This window comes from Synechococcus sp. BS55D, assembly GCF_004332415.1.
In the GTDB taxonomy this organism is placed as follows: Bacteria; Cyanobacteriota; Cyanobacteriia; order PCC-6307; family Cyanobiaceae; genus Synechococcus_C.
Map to the genome: position 1 here is coordinate 1 of NZ_PHQT01000002.1, position 15094 is coordinate 15094.

Consider the following 15094-nt stretch of genomic DNA (forward strand, 5'->3'; position numbering starts at 1 on the left):
GAGGACGTCGAACCATCCCCGCTGTGGCGCGCGTCCTACAGCGATCGTCATGAGGGTGAACGGTGCGGAAAGCCGCAGGCTGTGGGATACCAGGCGACCTTAACAATCTCGGAGCGGTCCGCGAGGCTGAAGTTGTAGAGCTGATATCCGTTGTATTGAAACGCTTCTCCATCCCGCTGGAGGCCACAATGGTCGCCTCCTCAGGGCTTCGATGGCGGCCGATCTTCTCGAACAACCGGTGGTGGGTTCCCGCCGCCTCTCCAATGTGCTTGTGGCCCTCATGGTCAGCATCGGTGGTGCCGGCTTCTTGCTTGCTTCGCTCTCGAGCTACCTGGGTCGTGACCTGCTGCCCCTTGGTCACCCCGCTGCTCTGATCTTCGTTCCCCAGGGTTTGGTGATGGGGCTCTACAGCATTGCGGCTGCACTACTGGCCACCTACCTCTGGGCGGTGATTGCCATTGACGTGGGCGCCGGCACCAACCGTTTCGACAAAGGTGCCGGTGTGGTGACGATCTCCCGTCGGGGATTCCGCAAGCCGATCAGCGTTGAGATTCCGATCAAGGATGTCAAAGCGGTGAAGGTTGAGGTGCGCGATGGTTTCAATACGCGCCGCCGCGTTTCCCTGCGGGTGCAGGGGCGTCGCGACATGCCGCTCACCCGGGTTGGCGAACCCCTCCCCCTCGCCCAGCTGGAGCAGGAAGGCGCCGAACTGGCCAGGTTTCTTGGTGTGAATCTCGAAGGACTCTGATCGTGTTGTTGATGCCTCGTCAGCTCTGGCGTTCCGCCCTGGCTCTGCTCGTTTGCGTGCCCCTGCTCGCGAGTTGTGCCCGTTCCACCACCGCCTCAGTGCCTGCCGGCTGTGCCCAGTCCGCCAGTCCCTGCCTGACCGGCAAGGCGACGGTGCGGATGACCACAAGCCGCGGCGCCATCACCCTGGAGGTGAATGGTGATGCTGCCCCCGTCACCGCCGGTAACTTTGTCGATCTGGTGAAGCGTGGCGTCTACAACGGCACCGTGTTTCACCGTGTGGTGCGCGAGCCCGTTCCCTTTGTCGTGCAGGGGGGAGACCCCGCATCCAGCGATCCCAAAACTCCCAAAGGCAGTTACGGCACCGGCAGCTTCATTGACCCCGCCTCCGGTCAGGCTCGTTTCATTCCCCTCGAAGTGAAGTTCCGCGGAGAGGATCAGCCCCGTTACGGTCGTGTCACCAGCAATCCCAGCGATCTGCTCCAGATCGAGCTCGCCCACGACCGGGGCGCTCTGGCCATGGCTCGCTCCCAGGCACCGGATTCAGCCAGCGCTCAGTTCTATATCGCCTTGCGACCCCTGCCTGAGCTTGATGGCCGTTACGCCGTGTTTGGTCGGGTGACCCAGGGCCTTGACGTGGTCGATGCGATCCAGCAAGACGACAAGATCATCAGGGCCGAGCTGATCACTCCCTGATCCGCTCAGGCCGGCACTCGCCCTCCAGTGATGGCCGCCTTGAGCAGTTCGGTATTCACACCGGAGGCCCTCTCCAGGGCCACCTTGCCCGTGCGGGCGATCTCGAGGATGCCGTAGGGGGCCATCAGCCGTTCGAGGGCCACGAGCTTGCCTGGATCCCCCACGACCTCAAGGGTGAGCGCCTCATCGGCCACGTCCACCACTTTGGCCCGGAAGACCTGCACCAGATCAAAGATCGCGCTGCGCTGAGCCGCAGGGGCCGACACCTTCAGAAGCATCAGCTCCCTTTCCACCGCAGGGATCTGGGAGAGGTCCAGCACCTGCAGCACGTTCACCAGCTTGTCGAGCTGCTTGGTCATCTGCTGGAGGGTGTGTTCATCACCCTCCACCACCATCGTCAGCCTGGAGCGTCCGTCCGACTCCGCCGGCCCGACGGCGAGGCTATCGATGTTGAAACCGCGTCTGGCGAAGAGGCCGGCGATGCGGCTCAGGGCGCCGGATTCGTCTTCCACCAGCACGGACAGGGTGTGCTTCATGCCCCTCGAACAGTTCCCAGTGGATCGTTGCATTCCAAAGTACGGTCCAGCCAGCCCAGCACCATGCCGTGGAAGGCATCCGGTGACTCGTCATGGGGGCAGTGACCGCTGTTTTCCAGCACCGCGAGCTCCAGCCAGGGGTGCTCCCGCTGCAGCCGTTCGCCGATCAGCACTGGCACGAAGCGGTCCTGGCGGCCCCAGAGCAGCAGCAGCGGCGGGGCGGTGCTGGTCTGGCTCAGCCGCTCCAAAAGGGCCGGTGCCGTGGCGCCCCGGGGACGCAGGGCCATGCCAATGCTCATGGCCCGGAGGGCCCTGGCGGCGGTCGCCCGTCGCGCCGGCCGGGCAATGAGTTGCTGAAGGTCCCGGTCGTGACGAATCGAGCGCTGATAGGCCCCCTGCAGCCCGATCCGCAGCAGGGCGGTGCGGCTGATCACAGGCAGCAGCAGCTCCAGGGGGAGCAGGCGCATGGCGAGCACCACCAGCGGTCTGCGCAGGCGCCGCCAGCGCCTTGGCTGGCGCAGGGGGATCGGTTGCATCAGGGCTGGATCCGGGAGCGGGGCCGCTGCCACCGCTGCCACCAGATCGGGCCTGAACACAGCAGTGGTGAGGGCCGTGAGCCCACCGAGGGAATTGCCCACAAGCACCGCAGTTCCCCGTTGGGGGACCTGTGCCACCTGCTCGAGAAAGGCACTCACTTGCCTGGCCCAGAGACGGTTGTCGAGGGGGCGCTGGCGCTGATGTCCTGGCTGTTCGGAGCGTCCGAATCCAATCAGGTCGAGCCCATACACGCGGTATCCGGCAGCGGCAAGGGGCTCGGCATTGTGACGCCAATGGTCGCTGCTTGCACCGAAACCATGCAGGAGCAGCAGAGGCCGACCTGATTCCGCCCCCAGCACCCGCCAGTGGGAACGAAACCCCTGCCAATGCCACTCGGCGCCATCGCCCCAGTCAGCAGGCGTCGCTGCTGGGACCGCATCCCGCCTCGGAGCAATCTGGTGGGTGGTTGCCGCCACAAACCCCTGGGACAGGATTGCTCTCACTATCGCGAAGGCGCTGCCGTCCTGGAGCTGGGAGAGGGTTTTTTTCGGCCGGATTCCCGTCCTTCTCGCGATCTCTCGGTGCTGATTGCTGCTGGCTTGCGTCAGAGCGGGTCGCAGCGCCCCCAGCGTTGGCTCGATCTCATGGCTGGCTGTGGCATCCGCTCCCTGCGCTGGGGGCTGGAAGCTTGCGCCGATGAGGCTCCGTTGCTGCCCGAGCTCTGGGTCAATGATGCCGATGGGGAGCGTGGGCCCCTGCTGCAGCGCAATCTCGCTCCCTTGACCGCCTTCGGGGAGCGTCTTCAGCTCAGCCAGTTGCCAGCCGAGGTGCTGCTGCGTCAGGCCTATCTCGATCAGCGCTATTTCGATCTGATCGATCTCGATGCCTTTGGTTGCCCCAATGCCCTGCTGCAGGCGAGTGTGCAGGCGCTCGCCTTCGAGGGGGTGCTGCTGCTGGCAAGCACCGACGGTCGATCCCCCACGGGCCATGACCGTCCGGCGGCGGTTCGTCGTTTTGGTGCCGCAGCGCGGGTGCATCCGGCCAGCTGGGAGATCGCCTTGCGCCTGCAGTTCGCCGCCCTGGCCCGGGAAGCCTGGCTGCTTGGCCGTGGACTGCAGCCCCTGCTGGCCTTCAGCGAAGGCCGCACCTTCCGGCTGGCGATTCGCTTGCGGCAACACATGCAGCCGAAGGAGGAGCACCAACTCGGTTTACTGGCCCGTTGCGATGCCTGTGGTGCCCAGGCGATTCAGCCCCTGCTGCGCCTGCAGGGCTGGCCCCCCTGTGCTTGCTCGAACGCTGGGGGACGCTGGGCCGTCAGCGGTCCGCTCTGGCTGGGGCCGTTGCAGAACCAATCCTTTCTGCAGGACCTCCGTCGGCTTGGGGAGGGGATGCCAGCCAGCGTCGCCCCCGCCACCAGGCGTCTGCTCGAGCGTCTGAGTGCCGATCCAGGACTGCCGCCCACGGTCTGGCCCACCGCGGAATTGGCCCAGCGTCTGCGTCTGCCTGGCCCCCCCTCTCAGCTCGACCTGGTGACAGCGTTGCGGGCCCAGGGATTCAACGCGTTCGGGAGTGCAGTGATGGCTGGTCAGGTGCGCACGGATGCTCCATACGAGCGCTTGTTGCAATGTTGCCGCAATCTGGACCTTGAGGATCGTTAAATAGGGGCTGCTTTTGCTTGCCCGCCATGGCCTCGGAGATTTTTGGGACTGCCGCGATCTTCTGGGTGCTGATCCCTGTGGGACTGGCCGGTGGTGCTCTCCTCCTGAAGCTCCAGAAGGACTGATCCCCACGCAGGCGAGGTGGCCGCTTTAGGCTCCTTCCTTGCAATGACGGACCCCATGCAGGTTCTGGTGGTTGGAGGAACCGGCACGCTCGGTCGGCAGATTGCCAGCCGTGCTTTAGAAGCTGGCCATCAAGTGCGCTGCATGGTGCGGGCACCCCGCAAGGCCGCATTCCTTCAGGAATGGGGCTGCGAGCTCACCCGAGGGGATTTGCTCGAGCCCGCAAGTCTCGATTACGCCCTGGAGGGCGTCGATGCTGTGATCGACGCCGCCACCAGTCGCCCGTCCGATCCCCGCAGTGTTTACGAAACCGATTGGGACGGCAAACTCAATCTGCTGAGGGCCTGCGAGAAGGCCGGCGTCAAGAGGTTTGTATTCCTCTCGCTGCTGGCAGCCGCCCAGTTCCGGCAAGTGCCCTTGATGGACATCAAGCACTGCACTGAGCAGTTGCTGCGTGAGTCGGATTTCGATTACACGATCCTCCAGGGCGCTGCCTTCATGCAGGGGGTGATCAGTCAGTTCGCCATTCCGGTTCTTGAGAGCCAGACGGTTTGGGTGAGTGGCAGCCCCACGGCGATCGCTTACATGAACACGCAAGACATGGCCCGTTTTGCGGTCGCTGCCCTTGAGCGGCCAGAGACGATCAGAGCCAGCTATCCCGTGGTGGGCCCGAAGGCCTGGAATACCGGTGAAGTGGTGCAGCTCTGTGAGCAGGCCTCGGGCAAATCAGCCCGGGTGTTCCGCGTTCCTCCCGTCCTGCTTGATCTGATGCGCGGGGTTTGCAATTTCTTCGAACCCGCCGTGAACGTGGCTGAGCGTCTCGCCTTTGCGGAGGTCACCGGTGGTGGAGAGAGCCTCGATGCACCGATGGAGGCAACTTATGGTGCTTTCGGTCTCGACCCAGCGGACGCCACCACCCTGGAGGACTACATCCGCGAGTACTACACCACCATCCTCAAGCGCTTGCGCGACATGGAGAAGGATCTCGATAAGGACGCCAAGAAAAAGCTGCCGTTCTGAGCTGATGCCACCCACGCAGCGCGAGGGGTTGGTTTGTACTAGTGAGGCGTTAGGGTGGTCTGATCCCCGTCGCCACCCATGTCCGTCGCGCAAGTGAAGAACCTCCAGCGCCGGCTGGACAATCTCTGCAGCGAGGCGGAGCAGGAGCTCACCCGGGCCTGTGGTCATGAGCTCTGGCGCAGCCTCGGATTCGATGCCTTCGATGGTCTTGAGGATGGCGACCGGCGGGCCACGGCTAACTACTACTACGGACAGTGGCAGACCGTGCGGGAGCTGCAGCAGGCCCTCGGCTGAATCTCGCCACAATGGTCTGATTCGCGCGATCGATTGCATGTCGTCCTGCTGCGGCCCTGCCGGTCTTGATCAAACTGATGCTGTTCAAGAGCGTTACGGCGCCGCTGCTTCAGAGCGTGAGGCCTGTCTCTGCACTCCCGTCTACTTTGACCCAGCTCTCCTGCAGGTGATCCCCTCAGACGTGGTGGAGCGTGATTACGGCTGCGGGGACCCCACCCGTTGGGTGCAGGCCGGCGATACTGTGCTCGACCTCGGCAGTGGCAGCGGTAAGAACGCCTTCATTTGCGCCCAAGTGGTGGGGGCCTCCGGCCGCGTGATCGGGGTGGATCGCAATCAAGACATGCTGGCTCTCTCGCGATCGGCCATGCCTGTGGTGGCGGAGCGGATCGGGTTTGCCAACGTGCAGTTTCTCGAGGGGGCGATTGAGGCCCTGGATGCTGTGGATGCCGAGGGGATGGCCCTGGTGGCAGAAGCCAGTGTGGATGTGGTGTTGAGCAACTGCGTGCTCAATTTGGTGAATCCCTCCTCGCGGCGGCGGCTGCTCGCCAACATCCGCAGGGTGCTGCGGGCTGGTGGTCGCGTCGCGATCAGCGACATCGTGTGTGATCGCCCCGTGCCCCTGGCTCTCCAGCAGGATCCAGAGCTTTGGAGTGGTTGCATCAGTGGCGCCTGGGAGGAGCAGGCCTTCCTTGATGACTTCACCGCTCTCGGGTTTGAGCAGGTGCGCTATGCCGAGCGTTCGGAACAGCCCTGGCGTGTGGTGGAGGGCATTGAATTTCGAGCGGTCACCCTCGTCGGCGTGCTGCCGGCCGCCTGAGCAGGGCCTGCAGCCGCTGTTGTTCGCTGCTGGTCAGCGAGCGCCACTGGCCAGGCTCCAGGCCCTCCAAACTGAGGGGCGGCTGGCCGTCCATCAGGTCGATGGCGGTGCGGATCAGCCGCAGGGTGGGAAGTCCCACGGCTGCAGTCATGCGCCTCACCTGACGGTTTCGACCCTCCCGCAGGCTGATCTCGAGCCAGCAGGTGGGCAGCGAACGTCGCACACGTATCGGTGGATCCCGTTCCGGCCAGTTGCTGAGCCGCTCGTTAGCCAGCATCTCGGCCTTGGCCGGCAGGGTCTGACGACCCTGCACAAGGACACCGCTGCGTAGGCGCTGCAGTTGGTCTGGGTCGGCCTCACCGTCAACCTGCACCCAGTAGGTGCGCCAGTGGCCGAAGCGCGGATCGGTGAGTCGCTGCTGCAACCGCCCCTCGGCGGTCAGCAGCAGCAGCCCCTCGCTGTCGGCATCGAGTCGGCCGGCAGCGTAGACATCAGGCACTGGCACAAGATCAGCGAGGCAGCCCCAACGGCTGCCAGGTTCTGGGGTGAACTGGCTCAGAACCCCGTAGGGCTTGTGCAGCAGCAGGGTGGTGATGGTGCCTGTCAGCTGTGGCCGCCAAAGCAGAGCAGCAGGGCTTCGCCCCAGCTGGTCGCACCGTTGAGGTGGTCGTCGTGCAGATGCTTCATCTTGTCGGCCTGCATCTTCATGAGCGTGGCCTGAGTGAATTCATGACCTTTCTCGCTGGCCAGATCAACCACATGCTTGGGAGTGGCAGCCTCACGGACCTGTTCGCGCACCTGGGAATCGGACTGCACGAGTGACGCAAAAGCGACCAGAGCGGATTCAGACACAGCAGGGGAAGACGTGTTGACCGCAGGTTACGTAGAGCTTTGGCGAGCCCGCCAGAGATTCACAATCCCGATGGAAATCAACAGGAGGCCCAAATCAAGGGTCAAGGGGGGGAGAATCACCGCATGGCGCACCGTGGTCGATGACCCTAGTGGGAATGGCTTGTTTCGGGGGTTGCAGGCGGCCACCTAAACTGGTTTCACCATTGCGTTCTGGCACTGCCGAATGATCGAAACCTCGGGTGTGATTGAAAAAGAGCAGGGGAATGGCTTCTACCTCGTCACCCTGGAGCAACCCGCCGGTCATCAGTGCCTCTGCCGTGCTGCAGGCAAGCTCACCAAATTCCGCATCAAGCTGCTGGCAGGCGACAAGGTGCTGGTTGAGATCAGCCCCTATGACCTGACCCGCGGCCGCATCACTTATCGCGAGCGCAATGCAGGTGCTCCCGGTGGCCGTCCGGGCGGCAATCGCCCCGGCGGCCCCCGCCGCCGCTAAGCCTCCCCTTTCCAGCCGGCCAGATGCGAGGCGGCTGCCGACCGTGCCAGGCGCCTGGCCGCCGGTAACGCAGGATCGAGGAATCCTGAATGAAACGGCGGCAAGGGGCGGCTACGAAGCCAGGCCCCCCAGCGGAATTCGTGATAAGGGATCAGTGGCTGGGGTCTCAGGACTCCTTCTTTCTTGAGCTTCCAGACCAGGCTCCGGTAAGGGTCATCCTCAAGGTCCAGCAGGCTCGACGGCAGCTGTTCCGGAGGGCACGGCCCCTTCCCTCGTCCGTCATGGAGATAGAGCCAGCCGCGTCGTTGTAGTTCCCTGAGCACGTCGCTGCGATCGTGACTTTCCACCTCGGCGATCACATACCCATAGGTGCTCACGCGGCTGTCCAGTTCGAGTAGGGCCCGCAGTCGGTGATGTCGATCCACCATCCAGAGATCGCCCGCGCCGTTGCGCACCAGTGGCACCGGTTTGCTGCGGAGGTATCGACGACGCTCCTCTTGGCTCTCCTCGCTGAAATCCAACTGCCGGCTGCGGATTTCAGCCATGCCGATGCACATCTGAGTCGGCTGCAGTGCACCGACAGCAACTTCAAACAGCTTGAAGCCGTCGCCCGGATCGGGGATGGGGTCGTAGCGATGGAGGTGCAGGGTCTCGGCCTGAAGAGAATTGGTTCACTATGGCGAAGCTTCCGGCGACTTTGATCCCGCCCCAGGCCTGGGTTGCGCTAGCGGTCAGGCCTCAGAGTCCGCCGTTGTCCAAGATGCTCATCTGCACCACTCCCACATCCTGCTCAATGGGATTGGGCCCCCAGGGTGTGGCTGAGATCGAATACACATAAAGATCAGCAGGGGGGTTCACACCGAGTTCGAAGGCCACGGTCACGGTTGATCCAGCCGGCACGGGATCGGGAAAGCTGATCGCCACCGAACGGGCCTCGTTGCTGAAGCTGGCCGACACCGGCAGGGCAGCTCCTTGGCGCCGGGGGGTTCCTAGGAAGGCGGTGGGTTGAATCGCTCCGTAATAAAACGCGGGTTGAACGCCGCGGATTTGCTCCAGGCTGATCCCCCCAAGGCCCGCCTGCGCTCCCGACGGCAGTTCCATCACCACGTACATCACCGCGCCTCCCTCAAACGCATACCAGCGGTAATTGATCAATTTGGCCTTGGTGGGCACCGCCACGAAACTGGTCTGCCCCTCCACCTCCAGGGCTGGAGCCGCTGGGGCGATCGCAAAGAGAGAGGCTGTCGCAAGGAGGGAGCCTGTGATCATGGCCGTGAGGCCGGCACGCAAACGCCGCATGGGAAAGCGATCAGACGCCGCTGATTCTGGGTCGCACTCGTGTGTTGCGCCTGCCTAATTTGACGGCAAGGACCGTTTCCCCTCTCCGATCCCCATGTTCGACGCTTTCACCAAGGTTGTTGCCCAGGCTGACGCCCGCGGCGAATTCATCAACGCCGGCCAGATCGATGCTCTGGCTGCCATGGTTGCTGACAGCAACAAGCGCATGGATGCTGTGAACCGCATCACCTCCAACGCTTCCGCCATCGTCACCAACGCTGCCCGCGAACTGTTCGCTCAGCAGCCCGCTCTGATCGCCCCCGGCGGCAACGCCTACACCCACCGCCGCATGGCTGCTTGCCTGCGCGACATGGAGATCATCCTCCGCTACGTCACCTACGCAGCCTTCACCGGCGACGCTTCCGTCCTGGAAGATCGTTGCCTCAACGGCCTGCGTGAGACCTACCTGGCCCTGGGCGTCCCCGGCGCTTCCGTGGCTGAAGGTGTCCGCAAGATGAAGGACGCTGCCATCTCCATCGCCAACGACAAGAACGGCATCACCGCTGGTGACTGCTCCGCTCTGATGTCCGAAATCGGCACCTACTTCGACCGCGCTGCCGCTGCTGTCGCCTGATCAGCGACCGTGAGGTCAATCGCTTGGGAGTGAGGGGATCCAGAGAATGGGCTCCTTGCTCCCTTTTTTAGTGCGGCTTTGCCAGTCGCCGAGCTCTTGCATGAGCGCAATGCAGTCGTCGCGCCGACCTTCCTGGGCCAGCCTCTTGAGTTGAGCGCCCATGTCGTCGCTGGTGATGATCATGGTTAGCTCACGGCGCACCTCTGGGGCGAGGGCAGGATCCGGTGGCTGAGAGCGTTGGCGACGGGTCATGGGTAAAAACTTCCTTTCCCTCAAGATAACGAGCTCTTTACTTTTGGGCTGTGTTCCGGCGCACCTCGATGGAATCTGATTGTTTGAAGGAAGCACTTCTTGATGGCCAGGGTGCATGGCCAGGGCCATCACAATGGCGATGCACCTCAATGTTCTGTCTTCCATAGCCGATGCAGACCTCCTTTGACCTCGTGGTTCTTGGCGCTGGCTCGGGGGGGCTGGCTGCTGCGAAGCGGGCCGCCCGCCATGGTGCTCGGGTCGCCATCGTGGAGGGGGATCGGGTCGGCGGGACCTGTGTGATTCGCGGCTGCGTGCCCAAGAAGCTCCTGGTCTACGGATCCAGGGTGCGCGAGCAGCTCGATGAAGCTCCTGCCTACGGCGTGGAGATCGCCGGCGCGCGTTTCAGTTCGGCGCAGTTACTGGCCAATGTGCGTCGGGAGGTTGATCGACTCAACACGCTTCACATCGGCTTGCTCGAGAAGGCCGGGGTCACGCTCGTTTCCGGTTGGGGGCGCTTTCAGGATGCCAATCACATCGCCGTCTCGGCGACGCCCGGAGCCGAAGCCCACCAGGTCCTGCAGGCGGGGCGGGTCTTGATCGCCGTCGGAGGTCGTCCCCATCGCCCGCAGATTCCGGGTGCTGAGTTGGCTTGGGTGAGCGATGACATGTTTCTGCAGGAAGGCTTCCCCAGCCATGTGCTGGTGGTCGGTGCTGGTTTCATCGCCTGTGAATTCGCTTGCATTCTCAGTGGTTTAGGGGTGCAGGTGACCCAGCTGGTGCGTGGCGACCACCTGCTGCGCGGCTTCGATCGCGAGCTCTCGGCGGTGGTGCAGGAAGGGATGGAGGAGAAGGGCATCGACCTCCGCTTCTGCCACAGTCCGGCGGCCATCAGCGGAGCCCCCGGCGCCCTTGAGGTCCTCAGTCAGGCGGGCGAAACGTTCTCCTGCGGTGGTGTGCTGCTGGCCACCGGTCGGCGTCCCTTTCTTGATGGCCTCAATTTGGAGGCCGCTGGGGTGGCGCTCGAAGGTCATCGCATTCCGGTCGATGCCCAGCAGGCCACCAATGTTCCCGGGATTGATGCCGTCGGCGATGTGACCGATCGGATCTGTCTCACGCCAGTGGCGGTGGATGAAGGGCGGGCCTACGCCGACAGCGTCTTTGGTCAGGCCCCTCGGCAGGTCAGCCATGAGCTAGTGGCTAGTGCCGTTTTCAGTCAGCCGGAGTTGGCCACGGTGGGGCTGAGTGAGGAGCAGGCGGTCGAGCGATATGGCCGTGAGGCTGTCGTGGTTCATCGGGCTCGGTTCCGCTCCATGGCGCAGGCTTTGCCTCAGCGGGGGCCTCGTTGTTTGCTCAAGCTCGTGGTGGAACGTTCGACTGATCGGGTGTTGGGGTGCCACATGGTGGGTGAGCATGCGGCCGAGATCATTCAGATGGCCGCGATCGCCGTTGGCATGGGGGCCACCAAGGCCGATTTCGATCGAACGATGGCGCTGCATCCCACCGTCTCAGAGGAGTTCGTGACGATGGGGTGATGCTCAGGCGGCTCCGAGGTTGTCGAGCCGTCGGCGCAGGTGGGTCATCAGCCGCTCCTGCGCCAGCTGGCAGATGGCTTCGACCACCGGATCGGTGGCCGTATACAGAGAGCGGTTCCCATCCCGCTCCACCTGCACGAGCCCGGCTTTCTGCAGTTGGCCGAGCTGGCGGCTGAGGTGCGACTGGCTGAAGCCCGTGCGCTCCATCAGGGTGGCGACATCATTGCTGCCATTGCGGATCTCGCACATCAAACGCAGCCGCGCCGGTTCGCCGAGCAACCGGAAAAAGCCACTGAGCTCCTCCACCATCTCCGGGGAGAGCTGGCTGATGGTGCAGCCCTCCGCAGGCCCTGTCTTGCCAGCCATCCTCCCTCCTATGCCGATACAGGCATTATGCAGTTGGATCGCTACGGCTCCATGGACGTCTTGTATTGGGATCAGCGCTACCGGGAGGAGGGGTATGCCTATGGCGACCAGCCCAACGACTTCCTGCGCGAACAGGCCGCGGAGCTTCCGGTCGGTGATGCGTTGTGCCTGGCAGAAGGTGAGGGGCGTAACGCCGTGCACCTGGCGGCGCTCGGTCATCACGTGACAGCTCAGGATTTGAGTGCTGTGGGGCTCGACAAAGCTCAGGCCCTGGCGGAGTCCAGGGGGCTGTCCCTGAAGACCCAGCAAGGTGACCTTGCCGACTGGCGGCCTGAGCCGGGGAGCGTGGATCTTGTGGTTGCGATCTGGATGCATCTGCCGCCACCCCTGCGAGCGCAGGTGCTGGCGGCCTCGGTCTGCGCGCTACGCCCTGGCGGTGTGTTGTTGCTGGAGGCTTACACCCCAAGGCAGCTGGGGCTTGGAAGCGGTGGTCCCCCATTGCTCGACTTGCTGGTGGAGCCCGATCAGCTGGAGCGGGAGTTGTCTGGACTGCGGCTCGAGATCCTGCGGGAGCGTCGCCGCTTGATCAGGGAAGGGCGTTATCACCAGGGAGAGAGCGCTGTTGTGCAGCTGCGAGGCCGAGCCATTTGATCAATGCTGTTATGCGTGTAAGCTCATAACAGCAATTTGAGCTTGTCATGGTTGCTGTCCCGCTGCTCCTCAGCGCCGCAGGAGGTCATTCCCTGCTTTTGCGCCAGTTGTTCGATGCTGAGACCGGCACCTTCACCTACATCCTGGTGGATGTGCCCTCGGCCAAGGGTGTGCTGATCGACCCGGTGTTCGAGCGCCATGACCGGGATCTCGCCCTGGTGCGTGAGCTGGGGGTCGATCTGATGGCCTGCCTCGACACCCACGCCCATGCTGACCATGTCACCGGCAGCTGGCTGATGCATGAAGCCACCGGTGCCGCCATCGGCCTCGCCGCCGCCGCTCGCGCCGAGCATGTCACCCAGCCCTTGCGTCACGGCGATCGGGTCGCCTTCGGAGCCCGTTTCCTGGAGGTGCGTGCCACTCCAGGACATACCGATGGTTGTCTTACTTATGTGCTCGATGATCTCAGTGCGGCCTTCACCGGAGACGCTCTCCTGATCAGGGGCTGCGGCCGCTGCGACTTTCAGCAGGGAGATGCGCGCACGCTCTACCGCTCGATCACCGAGCAGATCCTCTCCCTGCCCGACCAGTGCCTTCTCTATCCCGGCCACGACTACAGCGGTCGTCAGATGACCAGCGTGGCTGAGGAGCGTGCCCTCAACGCCCGTTTGGGTGGTGGGGCCGATGAGCGGGATTTCGTGATTCACATGGACTCACTCAAGCTTCCCCACCCGCATCGCATCGCCCAGGCCCTGCCGGCGAATCTGCGCAGTGGCCGCCCCCAGGGCGATGGGCCGGACCAACCCGCCTGGGCACCGTTGAAGCGCAGCTACTCCGGCCTGCCCGAGCTGGAGCCCGAGTGGGTCGCCGACCATCTCGCCGAGCTCACGATTCTCGACGTTCGCAACGCCGATGAAGCCAAGGGGCCCGATGGCGCGCTGCCTGGCAGCCGCAACATCCCTCTGCCCGAGCTGGCGGAGCATCTCGATCGGCTCGATCCGGAGGCTGCCACCGTGGTGTTCTGCCATGCCGGCAGCCGTTCCGCCCTGGCCACCCAGCAGTTGATCAAGGCCGGTTTCAAGAGGGTCGCCAACCTGCGCGGCGGTCTTCAGGACTGGTATCGCAAGGGTCTGCCCATGCCCGAACCCCTCAGCGTCTGAGCGGAACAGGCCCTGCGTCCCAGGGTCGATTCATCGCCTCTCTTCCCCTTCTTCTTCCCCTTCCCATTCACCCCATCCCTTCGCCATGACCAGCACCACTCCCTTGCGTCTCAGCCCTCACGAATTGCAGGACCGTTTGCGCCAGGGTCGCGTCAGCGTGATCGACGTGCGTGAACCGATGGAATACGTCGGCGGCCACATCGCCGGCAGCCGCAATGTGCCCCTCGGCCAGCTCACTGAGGCGCCGCTTCCCTCCGCCCCTGTGGTGCTGGTGTGCCAGAGCGGTGCCCGCAGTGAGCGGGGGATGGCGGCTCTGCGCGCCAAGGGCTTCGGCGAAGGCCTCGCGGATCTGGAGGGCGGCATGCTGGCCTGGCAGCAGGCCGGACTTCCCGTGGAGAAGCGCAAGGGGGCGCCGTTGCCCCTGATGCGTCAGGTGCAGATCGTGGCCGGTGGCCTGGTGCTCGCTGGCGTGCTTCTGTCGGTGCTGGTGGCACCGGGCTGGATCTGGCTCAGCGGCTTTGTCGGTGCCGGCTTGATGGTTGCCGGCATCAGCGGTTTCTGCGGGATGGCCCGACTGCTGGCTGCCATGCCCTGGAATCAGGTGCGCCCGTGATCGCGTTGCTGCTTCTCGGCGGTGCTGTGATCGGGTTCCTGTTGGCGGTGCTCGGAGCCGGCGGCTCGATCCTGCTGCTTCCCATCCTCGTGACGGGAGCCGGCCTTTCCACCCGCGATGCGGTGCCCCTGTCGCTGGTGGTGGTGACCCTGCTGGCGATTGCCAACATGATTCCCTACCTGCGCCGTCGCCTTGTCGCGCCCCGTCCGGCCCTGCTCCTGGGGGTCCCCGCCCTGGTGGGGGCCTGGATCGGAGGCACGATGGTGAAGGCCGGCTGGATTGCCGAGCCCGTGCAGCTGGCGGTGTTTGCCGTCGCGGCCCTGCTGGCGGCCTGGCTGATGCTGAGTCGCCAGAAGCGATCGGATCGTGCGGATCACGAGCCTGCTGTTGCCGCTGCCACGGTGCGGGCACCGGCGCTGATGCTGCAGGGGGTGTTGGTGGGCTTGCTGACCGGCATCGCTGGCGTGGGTGGCGGCTTTGCGATCGTGCCCGCCCTCGTCTTGCTGGCAGGCCTACCGATGCAGCTGGCGAGCGGCACCAGCCTGGTGCTGATCGCCCTCAACAGCCTGGTGGCCCTCGGTGCCCTGGGGCATTGGCCTGCCGAACGCTTGCCCCTGGTGATTCCCCTGTTGATCGGCGGTGCGGCGGGGGGGCTGGTCGGTCAGGCCCTCGCTCCCCATCTCAAGGATCGCCAGCTCCGCATCGGCTTTGCCGTTCTGTTGGTCGCTGCGGCACTGCTCACGGGATGGGAGGGGTTGCGTCGACAGAACGCCCCTGTCAAGCAAGTGAGCAACAGCACCGTTCAGTGGCCCTCTCTAGGGTCTGCGTGATTGAG

Annotated in this window: 22 protein-coding genes; 14 read left to right on the forward strand and 8 right to left on the reverse strand. The window is 64.3% G+C overall.

Translation table 11 applies throughout. The annotated features are described in order from the left end of the window. The first annotated feature begins 211 nt into the window (after window positions 1-211). Window positions 212-748 carry a photosystem I assembly protein Ycf4 gene (locus CWE16_RS03465; protein ID WP_131593058.1) on the forward strand — a complete coding sequence of 179 codons (537 nt, stop codon included), beginning with the start codon at window positions 212-214 and terminating at the stop codon, window positions 746-748. A gap of 11 nt (window positions 749-759) precedes the next feature. Continuing rightward, window positions 760-1443: a peptidylprolyl isomerase gene (locus tag CWE16_RS03470; RefSeq protein ID WP_131593060.1), complete on the forward strand. Its 684-nt coding sequence runs from the start codon at window positions 760-762 to the stop codon at window positions 1441-1443. A 5-nt stretch (window positions 1444-1448) separates the two neighbouring features. Here the strand turns inward: CWE16_RS03470 and ilvN are convergent, their stop codons facing one another. Further along, window positions 1449-1979 carry an acetolactate synthase small subunit gene (ilvN, locus tag CWE16_RS03475; protein WP_131456344.1) on the reverse strand — a complete coding sequence of 177 codons (531 nt, stop codon included), beginning with the start codon at window positions 1977-1979 and terminating at the stop codon, window positions 1449-1451. Continuing rightward, a complete protein-coding gene (locus CWE16_RS03480; RefSeq protein ID WP_131593062.1) occupies window positions 1976-2992 on the reverse strand; it encodes an alpha/beta fold hydrolase in 1017 nt (338 codons plus the stop codon). The genes ilvN and CWE16_RS03480 overlap by 4 nt, the downstream gene beginning before the upstream one ends. Between CWE16_RS03480 and CWE16_RS03485 the strand changes: the two genes are divergently transcribed. The 5 genes from CWE16_RS03485 (at window position 2975) to CWE16_RS03505 (ending at window position 6428) form a co-directional block, all read left to right on the forward strand. Continuing rightward, window positions 2975-4174, forward strand: a complete 1200-nt coding sequence (locus CWE16_RS03485) for a N2,N2-dimethylguanosine tRNA methyltransferase (protein ID WP_236629550.1) — start codon at window positions 2975-2977, stop codon at window positions 4172-4174. The two genes, CWE16_RS03480 and CWE16_RS03485, sit on opposite strands and share 18 nt — an antisense overlap. Window positions 4175-4200: 26 nt before the next feature. Beyond that, the gene (petM, locus tag CWE16_RS03490) at window positions 4201-4299 is read left to right on the forward strand and encodes a cytochrome b6-f complex subunit PetM (protein WP_007100308.1); all 99 of its coding nucleotides are present in this window, start codon (window positions 4201-4203) and stop codon (window positions 4297-4299) included. 55 nt (window positions 4300-4354) lie between these two features. Beyond that, the gene (locus CWE16_RS03495; RefSeq protein ID WP_131593066.1) at window positions 4355-5317 is read left to right on the forward strand and encodes an NmrA family NAD(P)-binding protein; all 963 of its coding nucleotides are present in this window, start codon (window positions 4355-4357) and stop codon (window positions 5315-5317) included. Between the two features lie 78 nt (window positions 5318-5395). Next, the gene (locus CWE16_RS03500) at window positions 5396-5611 is read left to right on the forward strand and encodes a hypothetical protein (RefSeq protein WP_131456352.1); all 216 of its coding nucleotides are present in this window, start codon (window positions 5396-5398) and stop codon (window positions 5609-5611) included. 37 nt (window positions 5612-5648) lie between these two features. Next, entirely contained in the window at window positions 5649-6428 is a 780-nt protein-coding gene (locus tag CWE16_RS03505) for a methyltransferase domain-containing protein (protein WP_131593068.1), read from the forward strand. On the opposite strand, the gene CWE16_RS03510 is transcribed toward CWE16_RS03505, so the two are convergent. Together CWE16_RS03510 and CWE16_RS03515 are read right to left on the reverse strand one after the other, a co-directional pair. After that, window positions 6397-7035: a pseudouridine synthase gene (locus CWE16_RS03510; protein ID WP_236629617.1), complete on the reverse strand. Its 639-nt coding sequence runs from the start codon at window positions 7033-7035 to the stop codon at window positions 6397-6399. The two genes, CWE16_RS03505 and CWE16_RS03510, sit on opposite strands and share 32 nt — an antisense overlap. Then, window positions 7032-7280 (reverse strand): Nif11-like leader peptide family natural product precursor, encoded by a 249-nt coding sequence (locus CWE16_RS03515; RefSeq protein WP_131456357.1) that lies wholly within the window; start codon window positions 7278-7280, stop codon window positions 7032-7034. The genes CWE16_RS03510 and CWE16_RS03515 overlap by 4 nt, the downstream gene beginning before the upstream one ends. A 223-nt stretch (window positions 7281-7503) precedes the next feature. Between CWE16_RS03515 and infA the strand changes: the two genes are divergently transcribed. Beyond that, window positions 7504-7773, forward strand: coding sequence for a translation initiation factor IF-1 (gene infA, locus CWE16_RS03520; protein ID WP_006041809.1), 270 nt, complete (start codon window positions 7504-7506; stop codon window positions 7771-7773). On the opposite strand, the gene CWE16_RS03525 is transcribed toward infA, so the two are convergent. Both CWE16_RS03525 and CWE16_RS03530 read right to left on the reverse strand, forming a co-directional pair. Beyond that, window positions 7770-8420, reverse strand: a complete 651-nt coding sequence (locus CWE16_RS03525) for a ParB-like protein (RefSeq protein WP_131593072.1) — start codon at window positions 8418-8420, stop codon at window positions 7770-7772. The genes infA and CWE16_RS03525 overlap by 4 nt on opposite strands. 91 nt (window positions 8421-8511) lie before the next feature. Then, on the reverse strand, window positions 8512-9072 hold the full coding sequence (locus tag CWE16_RS03530; RefSeq protein WP_236629552.1) for a DUF2808 domain-containing protein: 561 nt from the start codon (window positions 9070-9072) through the stop codon (window positions 8512-8514). Between the two features lie 94 nt (window positions 9073-9166). Here CWE16_RS03530 and CWE16_RS03535 point away from each other — a divergent pair, with 94 nt between their 5' ends. Further along, entirely contained in the window at window positions 9167-9685 is a 519-nt protein-coding gene (locus tag CWE16_RS03535; protein ID WP_131456363.1) for a phycocyanin subunit beta, read from the forward strand. Window positions 9686-9700: 15 nt separating this feature from the next. Here CWE16_RS03535 and CWE16_RS03540 read toward each other — a convergent pair whose 3' ends face one another. After that, a complete protein-coding gene (locus CWE16_RS03540) occupies window positions 9701-9937 on the reverse strand; it encodes a hypothetical protein (RefSeq protein WP_131593074.1) in 237 nt (78 codons plus the stop codon). Between the two features lie 170 nt (window positions 9938-10107). Here CWE16_RS03540 and gorA point away from each other — a divergent pair, with 170 nt between their 5' ends. Continuing rightward, entirely contained in the window at window positions 10108-11469 is a 1362-nt protein-coding gene (gorA, locus tag CWE16_RS03545; RefSeq protein WP_131593076.1) for a glutathione-disulfide reductase, read from the forward strand. A gap of 3 nt (window positions 11470-11472) precedes the next feature. On the opposite strand, the gene CWE16_RS03550 is transcribed toward gorA, so the two are convergent. Then, on the reverse strand, window positions 11473-11835 hold the full coding sequence (locus tag CWE16_RS03550; protein ID WP_236629553.1) for an ArsR/SmtB family transcription factor: 363 nt from the start codon (window positions 11833-11835) through the stop codon (window positions 11473-11475). A gap of 27 nt (window positions 11836-11862) precedes the next feature. Here CWE16_RS03550 and CWE16_RS03555 point away from each other — a divergent pair, with 27 nt between their 5' ends. The 4 genes from CWE16_RS03555 (at window position 11863) to CWE16_RS03570 (ending at window position 15089) form a co-directional block, all read left to right on the forward strand. Then, window positions 11863-12486: a class I SAM-dependent methyltransferase gene (locus CWE16_RS03555; RefSeq protein ID WP_236629554.1), complete on the forward strand. Its 624-nt coding sequence runs from the start codon at window positions 11863-11865 to the stop codon at window positions 12484-12486. Between the two features lie 47 nt (window positions 12487-12533). Next, a complete protein-coding gene (locus tag CWE16_RS03560) occupies window positions 12534-13646 on the forward strand; it encodes a rhodanese-like domain-containing protein (RefSeq protein WP_131593078.1) in 1113 nt (370 codons plus the stop codon). An 85-nt stretch (window positions 13647-13731) separates the two neighbouring features. Beyond that, a complete protein-coding gene (locus tag CWE16_RS03565) occupies window positions 13732-14259 on the forward strand; it encodes a rhodanese-like domain-containing protein (RefSeq protein ID WP_131593080.1) in 528 nt (175 codons plus the stop codon). Then, the gene (locus tag CWE16_RS03570; RefSeq protein ID WP_131593082.1) at window positions 14256-15089 is read left to right on the forward strand and encodes a sulfite exporter TauE/SafE family protein; all 834 of its coding nucleotides are present in this window, start codon (window positions 14256-14258) and stop codon (window positions 15087-15089) included. Before CWE16_RS03565 ends, CWE16_RS03570 begins: the two co-directional genes overlap by 4 nt. Window positions 15090-15094 lie beyond the last annotated feature (5 nt).

What these genes read in the sequence shown, in the direction of transcription:
- CWE16_RS03565 (WP_131593080.1), top strand. Translation starts at nt 13,732, where the DNA reads ATGACCAGCACCACTCCCTTGCGTCTCAGCCCTCACGAATTGCAGGAC.
- CWE16_RS03540 (WP_131593074.1), bottom strand. Translation starts at nt 9,937, where the DNA reads ATGACCCGTCGCCAACGCTCTCAGCCACCGGATCCTGCCCTCGCCCCA.
- CWE16_RS03465 (WP_131593058.1), top strand. Translation starts at nt 212, where the DNA reads ATGGCGGCCGATCTTCTCGAACAACCGGTGGTGGGTTCCCGCCGCCTC.
- CWE16_RS03470 (WP_131593060.1), top strand. Translation starts at nt 760, where the DNA reads ATGCCTCGTCAGCTCTGGCGTTCCGCCCTGGCTCTGCTCGTTTGCGTG.
- ilvN (WP_131456344.1), bottom strand. Translation starts at nt 1,979, where the DNA reads ATGAAGCACACCCTGTCCGTGCTGGTGGAAGACGAATCCGGCGCCCTG.
- gorA (WP_131593076.1), top strand. Translation starts at nt 10,108, where the DNA reads ATGCAGACCTCCTTTGACCTCGTGGTTCTTGGCGCTGGCTCGGGGGGG.
- CWE16_RS03495 (WP_131593066.1), top strand. Translation starts at nt 4,355, where the DNA reads ATGCAGGTTCTGGTGGTTGGAGGAACCGGCACGCTCGGTCGGCAGATT.
- CWE16_RS03530 (WP_236629552.1), bottom strand. Translation starts at nt 9,072, where the DNA reads ATGCGGCGTTTGCGTGCCGGCCTCACGGCCATGATCACAGGCTCCCTC.
- petM (WP_007100308.1), top strand. Translation starts at nt 4,201, where the DNA reads ATGGCCTCGGAGATTTTTGGGACTGCCGCGATCTTCTGGGTGCTGATC.
- infA (WP_006041809.1), top strand. Translation starts at nt 7,504, where the DNA reads ATGATCGAAACCTCGGGTGTGATTGAAAAAGAGCAGGGGAATGGCTTC.
- CWE16_RS03560 (WP_131593078.1), top strand. Translation starts at nt 12,534, where the DNA reads ATGGTTGCTGTCCCGCTGCTCCTCAGCGCCGCAGGAGGTCATTCCCTG.
- CWE16_RS03555 (WP_236629554.1), top strand. Translation starts at nt 11,863, where the DNA reads ATGCAGTTGGATCGCTACGGCTCCATGGACGTCTTGTATTGGGATCAG.
- CWE16_RS03535 (WP_131456363.1), top strand. Translation starts at nt 9,167, where the DNA reads ATGTTCGACGCTTTCACCAAGGTTGTTGCCCAGGCTGACGCCCGCGGC.
- CWE16_RS03500 (WP_131456352.1), top strand. Translation starts at nt 5,396, where the DNA reads ATGTCCGTCGCGCAAGTGAAGAACCTCCAGCGCCGGCTGGACAATCTC.
- CWE16_RS03505 (WP_131593068.1), top strand. Translation starts at nt 5,649, where the DNA reads ATGTCGTCCTGCTGCGGCCCTGCCGGTCTTGATCAAACTGATGCTGTT.
- CWE16_RS03550 (WP_236629553.1), bottom strand. Translation starts at nt 11,835, where the DNA reads ATGGCTGGCAAGACAGGGCCTGCGGAGGGCTGCACCATCAGCCAGCTC.